Consider the following 9,720-nt stretch of genomic DNA (forward strand, 5'->3'; position numbering starts at 1 on the left):
TCGTGAAAGATGCCGATTGGCTGGATTTCTGCCCCGACCCGAGCCAGCCGGCGTTCGTACCGCCACCAGGGGCGGTGGATGCGCATTGCCATGTATTTGGGCCCGGTGACGAGTTTCCGTACGCGCCCGAGCGCAAGTACACACCCTGCGATGCAGGCAAGGCGCAGCTGTTCGCGCTGCGCGACCAGCTGGGCTTCGAACGCAACGTGATCGTGCAGGCCACCTGCCATGGTGCCGACAACCGGGCGCTGGTCGATGCGCTGCGCAGTGCCGAGGGTCGTGCGCGTGGCGTGGCCACGGTGCGCGATACGGTCACCGATGACGAACTACGCGAGCTGCATGAGGCGGGTGTGCGCGGGGTGCGCTTCAATTTCGTGAAGCGGCTGGTGGACCCGAAGCCGAATGCGTACTACAACGCAATCATCGAACGGATCGCACCGCTGGGCTGGCACGTGGTGGTGTATTTCGAGGCGGCCGACCTGGCCGAGCGCTGGGATTTCTTCACCTCGCTGCCGACCACGGTGGTGGTGGACCACATGGGCCGGCCGGACGTGACCCAGGCGGTGGACGGCCCGGAATTCCAGCGCTTCGTGCGCTTGATGCGCGAACACCCGAACGTGTGGAGCAAGGTGAGCTGCCCGGAGCGGCTGTCGCAGTCCGGGCCGCCGACGTATGACGATGTGGTCCCGTTCGCACGGCACCTGATGGAGCAGTTCCCGGACCGGGTGCTGTGGGGCACCGATTGGCCGCACCCGAACCTGAAATCGCACATGCCCGACGACGGCACGCTGGTGGATTTCATTCCACGGATTGCCGTGACGGCCGAGCTGCAGCGCAAGCTGCTGGTGGACAACCCGATGCGGTTGTACTGGACGTGATGGAGCAACGTTGGCGAACCTGTTGGTAGGGTCGCATCCCAATCGACCGCCGGGGTGGTAGGTGGTGCATTGAGGCATGACATTCGGCGAAGAGCGTTTCCGCGTTCGGGGTTCATGCGTTACCGTGCCGATCAATCGTATCGGCAGTCGTTCAGGAACCGACCCTACCCGGCGTCAGGCCCCCCGGGCCAGCGCCATCAGGCGTTCGGCGATCCGTTCCAGCGGTACCTGTTCGTCGGTAGCACCCAGCTTGAATGCGGCGCCGGGCATGCCCCAGACCACGCTGGTGGCTTCGTCCTGGACCAGGGTCGGCGCGCCGACGTTCCTCAGTTCGAGCAGGCCACGCGCGCCGTCGTCGCCCATGCCGGTGAGGATCGCGCCGATGGCGTTGGCGCCGGCGCTTTCGGCCACGGAGCGGAACAGAACATCCACGGCCGGCTTGTGCCGGTTCACTGCCGGGCCATCATCCACCCGGCAGCGCCAGCGCGCGCCGTCACGGATCACCCGCAGGTGCTTTCCGCCGGGCGGCAGGTAGGCGTGGCCGGGCAGCACCGCTTCGCCATCGCTGGCTTCGCGTACCGACATCGCCGAATGGCGGTCCAGGCGTTCGGCGAAGGCAGTGCTGAACGTGGCGGGCAGGTGCTGGGTCAGCACCACCGCCGGGGCATCGGCGGGCAAGCCTTCGAGCACCACGCGCAGCGCTTCGGTACCGCCGGCAGAAGCGCCGATGGCGATGAGGCGGTCGGTGGTGCGGAACTGGATCTTGCGCGCGGGCGTGGGCGCCACGGTATCCAGGGTAATGCGTGGGGTGACCGGGCGGGCCAGGGTGCGCACGCGTGAGCGCGCCGCCATCTTGACCTTGCCGATGATCTCTTCGGCGTAGCCCTGCAGGCCACGCGCTACGTTGAACTTGGGCTTGGAGATGAAGTCGACCGCGCCCAGCGCCAGCGCCTGCAGGGTGGTGTCGGCGCCGCGCTCGGTCAGCGAGGAGATCATCACCACCGGCAGCGGATGCAGGCGCATCAGGTTCTCCAGGAACGCCAGGCCATCCATGCGCGGCATTTCCACGTCCAGGGTGATCACGTCCGGGGCCAGGCGCTTGATCTTCTCGCGTGCCAGCAGGGGGTCGGCAGCGGTGCCCACCACCTCGATGCCCGGATCGCTGGCGAGGATCTCGCTGAGCATCTGCCGCACCACCGCCGAGTCGTCGACGATCAGGACCCGGCAGGGGGAACCGTTGATCATTCGAACAGCTCCACGCCACCGGTGACCGGGGCCTTGGACAGGCGCGCACGCACGGCCGATTCGGTGGCGGCCACTTCGGCTTCGTGGGCATGCGGCAGGCGCTGCACCACCACGCGGCCGGTGTCGGCGAAGAACCACACCTTGCGCGGGTGGATGCCGCACAGGTCCTCGGCCAGTACCGGAATATGCTCGGCCTGCAGGTAGTGACGCACGAACTCGGCGTTGCGGGTGCCCACCGGGTTGCTGGTGAAGCCCTTCAGCACGTTGGCACCGCCGAACACCTTGGCTTCCAGGCGCTTGCGGTGTGCGCCGCGCTTGAGCAGATCGTTGATCAGAAGTTCCATGGCGTAGCTGCCGTAACGTGCCGGCGCACCATCGCCGACGTTGCCTTCGGGCAGCAGGAAGTGGTTCATGCCGCCGATCTTCAGCACCGGGTCGCGCAGGCATGCGGCCACGCACGAGCCCAAGGTGGTGGTCAGCACGGTGTTGTCGTCGACGACCAGGTACTGGGTCGGCAGCAGCTTGGCCGCGGTTACCTTGAAGCGGCTGTCGAAATAGCGCATCACATCGTCGGGGCGCGCAGCGTGGCTCATGCCGGGGCCCCGGGCGCGCGCTTGTACAGGGTGCGCCCACACGGCTGGATCAGGTCGGCCGCGTGCAGGTAGTTCTCCGAGTGGCCGGTGTACAGCAGGCCATCGTCGTCCATGTGCTGGATCAGCCGCGACAGGATGCCGCGCTGGGTGGGCTTGTCGAAATAGATCATGACGTTGCGGCAGAACAGGGCGTCGAACGGGCCACCGACGTCGTAACGGGGCGCCAGCAGGTTGAGCGGGCGGAAGTCGATCAGCTCGCGCAGCGCAGGGTGCACGCGGCACTGGCCTTCGTTGGGGCCGCTGCCGCGCTGGAAATAGCGCCTCTTGATCGCCGGATCCAGGCCCGACACGCGGTCGATGGCGTACACGCCACGGCTGGCGGTGGCCAGCACCTGGGTGTCGACATCGGTGGCGAGGATGCGCACTGGCGGCTTCAGCGTGCCGAACGCCTCGCAGGCGGTGATCGCCATGGAGTACGGCTCTTCGCCGGTGGAGGCGGCGCACGACCACAGGTGCAGGGTGCCGTGGCCGGCACGCGCGCGCAGTTCGGTGTCGAGCTTCTCGAAGTGATGCGGTTCGCGGAAGAACGCGGTGAGGTTGGTGGTCAGTGCGTTGGTGAACGCCTGCCATTCATCGCCGCCCCGGCTTTCCAGCTGGTCCAGGTACTCCTGGAAGCTGCGCAGGCCGAGCGTGCGCAGCCGGCGCGAGAGCCGGCCGTACACCATGTCACGCTTGGCCGGCGCCAGCGAGATGCCGACCCGCTGGTAGATCAGGTCGCAGATCCGGCGGAAGTCGCGGTCGGCGAACTCGAATTCGCGGCCGGTCGTAGATGCGGCGGAGGCAGGTGCGGTAGGCGTGGTCACGGGTGGCGTCCATCAAGGGGGTAAGCCGAGCGTGGCCCGGTTGCGCGTCGTTCATTCATTGCAATGGCGCGTGGCGACGCGTTCATCCATTCGGTTTGTCGCTGCTGCCGGGGCGCGCCCCGCTCTACCTGGGAATTCCTGCCGGCTTCACACTGCGTACCGGCGCCGGGCTGACGATGCGGGCGGTGACGGCACTGACGGCAGCCGCGACCTGGTTGTCCAGGCGGAAGATCGACACCGCGTCGGACAGCTGGGTGGCCTGCTCTTCCATGGCGCGGGCGGCGGCGGTGGCTTCTTCCACCAGCGCAGCGTTCTGCTGGGTGGTTTCGTCCATCTGCACCACGGTCTGGTTGACCTGTTCGATGCCGGCCGACTGTTCCTGCGAGGCCGCCGAAATCTCGGCCATGATGTCGGTCACGCGCTGCACCGAGGCAACGATTTCGCCCATGGTGGTGCCGGCCTTGTGCACCAGCGCCGAGCCATCGGCCACACTGGCCACCGAATCATCGATCAGGCCCTTGATCTCCTTGGCGGCAGCCGCCGAGCGCTGGGCCAGGGTACGCACTTCGGAGGCGACCACGGCGAAACCGCGGCCCTGTTCACCGGCACGCGCGGCTTCCACGGCGGCGTTCAGCGCCAGGATGTTGGTCTGGAACGCGATGCCGTCGATGACCGAGATGATCTCGGCGATGCGCTTGGAGCTGGCTTCGATGGTGCTCATGGTAGTGACCACCTGGCCGACCACTTCACCGCCCTGCGAGGCCACGCTGTGCGCGCCGATCGCCAGCTGGTTGGCCTGGCGGGCGTGCTCGGCATTCTGGCGCACGGTGGAGGTGAGTTCCTCCATCGAAGCGGCGGTTTCTTCCAGGTTGGCGGCCTGCTGCTCGGTACGGCGCGACAGGTCGCTGTTGCCGGTGGCGATTTCGCCGGCGGCCAGGTTGATGTTGCCGGCGGCTTCCTGGATCTGGCCGACGATCTGGGTCAGCTGGGAGACGGTGGCGTTGGCATCGTCGCGCATGGTGGCGAACACACCTTGGTAGTCGCCGTGCATGCGCGCGGTGAGGTCGCCTTCGGCAATGGCCGAGAGCAGCTGCGAGAGCTTGCCCAGGTTGTCGTCGCTGACCTGCATCATCGCGTTGAGGCTGGCGATCATCTGGCCGAAATCGTGATCGAAGCGGGTTGCATCGCCGCGCTGGGTGAAATCGCCCGCAGCCGCCGCAGCGCCCAGGCGCTTGATCTCGGCGTTGATGCTGGCGAGGTTCTGCTTGACCGTGTCCACGGTCGTGCTGATGGTGGCCTTGTCGCCCGGGTAGCGGGCGATGTCGGCGCTCAGGTCGCCCACGGCATAGCGCTGCACCACGGCCAGCACGTCCTGCATGGTCTGCACGTGCGCACCGACCAGGGAGTTGGTTTCGTGCACCATCAGGCCGTACTCGCCCGGGAAGGCCGATTCGTCCATGCGGAAGCGGGTCTGGCCGGCATCGTGCTGGCTGGCCATCTCGCGTTGGGCGCCGATCACCGCGTGCAACTGCTGCTGCATGCGGCCCATGCTTTCGAGCAGGCGGCCCGGTTCGTCCTGGGCCTGTGCGCCGATGCGGGTATCGAGCTTGCCGCGCGCGATGCTGTCGGCCACGGCGGTGGCCTGGCGCAGCGGACCGGTGATGCGGTTGCCGATCAGCCAGCTCAGGGCCAGCACCACCAGCACCAGCGCGCCACCGGACGCCGCCATGATGCCGGTGAAGGCCAGCGCGTCCGATTGCACGTCGTCCATGTACACGCCGCTGGTCACCACCCACTGCCACGGCGCATACATGCTGGCGTAGGTGGCCTTCTCGATCAGGGTCTCGCCGGCGCCCGGCTTGGTGGTGGAGTAGTACGTGTACCCGCCACCGGTCTTGGCCATGTCCACCTGCTGCAGGTACAGCGGCACGCCGTCCTTGGACAGGTAGTCCTTCTGCACCTTGCCCACCCGGTCGGGCGCGAACGGGTGCATGAGCAGGGTGTAATCGGTGGCCAGCACGTTGTAGTACGCGCTCTCGCCATCGGCGCGCATGCTGTGCAGCGCCTGCAGTGCTGTCGCCTTGGCCGCGTCTTCGGTGAGCTCGCCGCTATCGGCCAGTCGCTTGTAGTGGTCGAGGATGCCGTAGGTCAGTTCGACCTGGGTCTTCAGGGCGTCCTTGCGGGTCTCGGCCAGGTCCAGGTACTGGATGCGCGCGGCAATGATGGCCAGGGCGATGACGCCGATGGCGATCAGAACGGTAAGCAGGTTCAGCTTGCCCCGGACGGAGAGGTTGGAGAAGCGACTGGAAAGATTCATGTAGTGGGGTCTTTTCTAGCGGGGGCGTGCCGTCGACGAACACGTGGCGGCAATGCTGTTATCGGCCGCAGGTGCTGCGCATTGAGCAGCATGAGCTGAGTGCATTCAGCTCTGGATGCAGAAAGGCCCCGATGCCGAAGCACCGGGGCCTGTTTCGTTGCCCTGCACGCGGGCGTGCAGCCGGCTTAGAACTCCTGCCAGTCACCGTCGGCAAGCTCGGCTGCAACCGCACGGCTGGCCGGCTTGCGCGCCGGTGCCGGTGCGGCTACTGGGCGGGTCACCGCACGCGGTGCCGGCGCGATGACCGGCGCGGCGGGAATCATTTCCTGCTCGTCCAGGCGGAAGATCGACACGGCATCGCTGAGGTGGCCGGCCTGTTCTTCCATCGAGCGCGCAGCGGCGGTGGCTTCTTCCACCAGCGCGGCATTCTGCTGGGTGGTTTCGTCCATCTGCACCACGGTCTGGTTGACCTGTTCGATGCCGGCCGACTGTTCCTGCGAAGCCGCGGAAATCTCGGCCATGATGTCGGTCACGCGCTGCACCGAGGCGACGATCTCGCCCATGGTGGCGCCGGCCTTGTGCACCAGTGCCGAGCCGTCGTTGACCTTGCCGACGGAGTCGTCGATCAGGCCCTTGATCTCCTTGGCCGCACCGGCCGAACGTTGGGCCAGGGTGCGCACTTCAGAGGCGACCACGGCGAAGCCGCGGCCCTGTTCGCCGGCACGCGCCGCTTCCACGGCGGCGTTCAGCGCCAGGATGTTGGTCTGGAACGCGATGCCGTCGATGACCGAGATGATCTCGGCGATCTTCTTGGACGAGGTCTGGATCGCGCTCATGGTGGTAACCACCTGGCCGACCACGTCACCGCCCTGCGAGGCGACCGTGTGCGCGCCGATGGCAAGCTGGTTGGCCTGGCGGGCATGTTCGGCGTTCTGGCGCACGGTGGAGGTCAGTTCCTCCATCGAGGCGGCGGTTTCTTCCAGGTTGGCGGCCTGCTGTTCGGTGCGGCGTGACAGGTCGCTGTTGCCGGTGGCGATTTCGCTGGCGGCCGAGCTGATGGCCTGGCTGGACTGCTTGATGCGGGTAACGATGCCGCTGAGCTGTTCGGCGGTGGCGTTGGCGTCGTCGCGCATGGTGGCGAACACGCCGTCGAACTCGCCGTGCATGCGCACGGTCAGGTCGCCCTGCGACAGGGCGGTGAGCAGGCCGGAGATCTGCTCGATGCTGGACGCATTGGCGTCGAGCAGGCCGTTGATCTGCTGGGCCAGCTGCAGGAAGAAGCCGTCCTTGCCTTCGGCGGTGATGCGGCCGGACAGGTCGCCGGCGGCAGCCTGGGCGATGACGCGGGCGACTTCGGCTTCGACCAGCGCTTCCGGCGTGCGGTCACGCCATTCGACCACGTGGCCGACGCTCTCGCCGTCTTCATTGCGGATCGTGGACACGACCTGGGCGAACTGGGCATCGCCGAACTGCATGGCGCGGCGTGCCACGCCGTGCTGCTTGAGGTTGGCCAGCAGGTGGGTGTCCATCTCGCCGTGATGCTCCAGCACGGTCAACGGGCGACCGACCAGCGAGGTGGTGGCGTCGAAGTCCGGCAGGCTCTTGCGCAGCTCGTCCTGGTACTGGGACAGGGTCTGCTCCAGTGCGCGGTTGGCGTAGACGATGTTGAGGTGGTTGTCGGTGAGGTATACGCCGGTGGAGCTGTAATCCAGCGCGGTACGGATGCGCAGGTTTTCGCGGGCCACGGCCTGTTCGGTTTCGGTGCGGTCGCGCAGGTCGCGCTGCATGCGCTGCATGGCCTGCATGAGGTCGCCGACTTCATCCTTGCGGGTGACGTCGATATGCCCGTCCAGCTTGCCGCCGGCCACTTCGTTGGCCACCGACACGGCGCCACGGACGCTGCCGACCAGCGAGCGGGCGAACAGGTAGACCAGTACCAGGCCGAGCGCGGCGCCGCCGAGCAGGGCGATGATGGTCAGGGTAGCCGAGGTGGCATAGGTGGATTCAGCCTCTTCGCGCGAGGCGCGGGCAAGGCGGTTGTCTTCGGCGATCAGCGTTTCGAGCGCGGCCGAGGCCTTGCCGTGCTTGGCACGGGTTTCGCCAACGAAGGTATCGATGGCATCGTCCGGCAGGTCCAGCTCCAGCATTTCGGCGACGGCATCGTAGGAGGCGAGCGAGTCGTTCCAGTCCTTGGCGAAAGCGTCGAACAGCTTCTTCTGCTGCGGGCCATCGATCAGCGAGGGGTACTTCTTGATCGAGGCGTCGATATTGCCGCGCAAGTCGGCGGCGCGGGTCTTGGCGTCGGCCTTGACGTCGTCGCTGGCGCGGATCAGGCCCTGGTAGGCGGCGTTTCGGTATTCACCGAGCATGCCACGCATTTCGCCGGCCATGCGGATGCTTTCCATCCGGTTGCCGGCCAGTTCGGTGGTCACGTTGTTGAGGGAGTGCAGGCCGCGATAGGCGACCACGCCCTGCAGCAGCATCACCAGCAGGATTACACCGAAAGTCAGCATCAACTTCGGCATCAGTTTGAGGTTGTTGATCCATTGCATGGTGGTGCACTCTCCGGTGGCAGACGCGCCCGGGCGTGGCGCCCGGTTGCAGCGGCCACGCCGGCCTGTGCCGGCGTGGCGGGGCGTGGGGCGATTTACTTGATGTTGGCCAGCTTCAGGCCAGCCGGCGAGCTGACTTCGATTTCAGCGCGCGAGGCATCGCGGGCGATCTTGCCGATCACGCACACGGTCTTGCCTTCCAGGGTTTCCAGCGGGAAGTTGAACTTGCCGCGGTTCTCGCCGGCGATGCGGGCCGAGAAGGTGTGGCGCGGGAAGGCGCCGCCCATGTACAGGAAGGTCGGCTGGCCTTCGGAGCCTTCGGCGTAGCGGGCCTTTTCGACCTTGCCGCAGACCATGCCATCCTTGCCAACGGCGCGCGGGGCCAGCTCCGGCGGGATCATTTCAGCCGACTGGGCGAAGGCGGACGAGGCGGACGAGGCGAGCGCGGCAATGGAAATCAAGGCAAGCAGGGACTTCATCGGGAGATTCTCCGGGGGATATGGACAAGTGGTCCGGGGCGAAGCAGTGCCGCGCGTCCGGTTCCTGAATCCAGCTATCGGCCAGTTGCGACAGAACTGAAGGGCTTTGTTGAATGAAAGTCGATCCGGTCTGCCGTGGCGGGCCGATCAGGCGGCGGCGTCTTCGACAACGGCCGGCTGGCCCATGTCGGCGCTGTCGAGCAGGGTTTCGATGTCGAGCAGGATCAGCATGCGGTCGTCCTGGGTGCCGATGCCGGAGATGAAGCGGGTATCGACGGCGGCACCGAACTCGGGGGTGGGGCGGATCTGGTCGGCGTTGAGCGGGATCACGTCGGAGACGCTGTCAACGACGATGCCGACGACGCGGTTGTCGACGTTGAGGACGATCATGACGGTGAAGGCGTCGTAGCGTGCTTCGTCCAGGCGCAGTTTGAGGCGCAGGTCGATCACCGGAACGATGGTGCCGCGCAGGTTGATCACGCCCTTGATGTAGTCGGGGGCATCGGGAACGCGGGTGACCGAGTCATAGCCGCGGATTTCCTGGACCTTGAGGATGTCCACGCCGTAGTGCTCGGCGCCGAGGGTGAAGCTGAGGTATTCGCCACCGCTGCTGGCGGCGTTGGGGTTGCTGTCGTTCATGGAGGGAATCCTGGGTCGGGCGTGGCGGTCGGAAAACCGGGGCGTCACGGTCACTATCGGCCTGGATCCGGGCGACTTTAATGGTCGTAGCCAAAGCCAAAGCGTCGGGTCTGATGCGCCGCCTGGCTGGGGCTGGCGGGGGTGGGTTGGTGGG

The 9,720-nt window shown here is 66.7% G+C and carries 8 protein-coding genes; 1 reads left to right on the forward strand and 7 read right to left on the reverse strand.

The window, feature by feature from the left end:
* The first annotated feature begins 2 nt into the window (after positions 1 to 2).
* On the forward strand, positions 3 to 878 hold the full coding sequence (locus J7J08_RS12110) for an amidohydrolase family protein (RefSeq protein ID WP_343237730.1): 876 nt from the start codon (positions 3 to 5) through the stop codon (positions 876 to 878).
* Between the two features lie 174 nt (positions 879 to 1,052).
* On the opposite strand, the gene J7J08_RS12115 is transcribed toward J7J08_RS12110, so the two are convergent.
* The 7 genes from J7J08_RS12115 to J7J08_RS12145 form a co-directional block, all read right to left on the reverse strand.
* The gene (locus J7J08_RS12115) at positions 1,053 to 2,123 is read right to left on the reverse strand and encodes a chemotaxis response regulator protein-glutamate methylesterase (protein ID WP_214905802.1); all 1,071 of its coding nucleotides are present in this window, start codon (positions 2,121 to 2,123) and stop codon (positions 1,053 to 1,055) included.
* On the reverse strand, positions 2,120 to 2,716 hold the full coding sequence (gene cheD / locus J7J08_RS12120) for a chemoreceptor glutamine deamidase CheD (protein WP_214905805.1): 597 nt from the start codon (positions 2,714 to 2,716) through the stop codon (positions 2,120 to 2,122). The genes J7J08_RS12115 and cheD overlap by 4 nt, the downstream gene beginning before the upstream one ends.
* Positions 2,713 to 3,579: a CheR family methyltransferase gene (locus tag J7J08_RS12125; RefSeq protein ID WP_214905808.1), complete on the reverse strand. Its 867-nt coding sequence runs from the start codon at positions 3,577 to 3,579 to the stop codon at positions 2,713 to 2,715. Before J7J08_RS12125 ends, cheD begins: the two co-directional genes overlap by 4 nt.
* Before the next feature lie 124 nt (positions 3,580 to 3,703).
* Complete coding sequence (locus J7J08_RS12130) at positions 3,704 to 5,896, reverse strand: methyl-accepting chemotaxis protein (protein WP_214905812.1); 2,193 nt, start codon at positions 5,894 to 5,896, stop codon at positions 3,704 to 3,706.
* A 185-nt stretch (positions 5,897 to 6,081) separates the two neighbouring features.
* A complete protein-coding gene (locus tag J7J08_RS12135) occupies positions 6,082 to 8,448 on the reverse strand; it encodes a methyl-accepting chemotaxis protein (protein ID WP_214905816.1) in 2,367 nt (788 codons plus the stop codon).
* Between the two features lie 95 nt (positions 8,449 to 8,543).
* Positions 8,544 to 8,927 (reverse strand): hypothetical protein, encoded by a 384-nt coding sequence (locus J7J08_RS12140; RefSeq protein WP_214905819.1) that lies wholly within the window; start codon positions 8,925 to 8,927, stop codon positions 8,544 to 8,546.
* A gap of 147 nt (positions 8,928 to 9,074) precedes the next feature.
* Positions 9,075 to 9,566, reverse strand: coding sequence for a chemotaxis protein CheW (locus tag J7J08_RS12145; protein ID WP_068851606.1), 492 nt, complete (start codon positions 9,564 to 9,566; stop codon positions 9,075 to 9,077).
* Positions 9,567 to 9,720 lie beyond the last annotated feature (154 nt).

The organism is Stenotrophomonas sp. ISL-67 (assembly GCF_018612915.1).
GTDB lineage: Bacteria > Pseudomonadota > Gammaproteobacteria > Xanthomonadales > Xanthomonadaceae > Stenotrophomonas.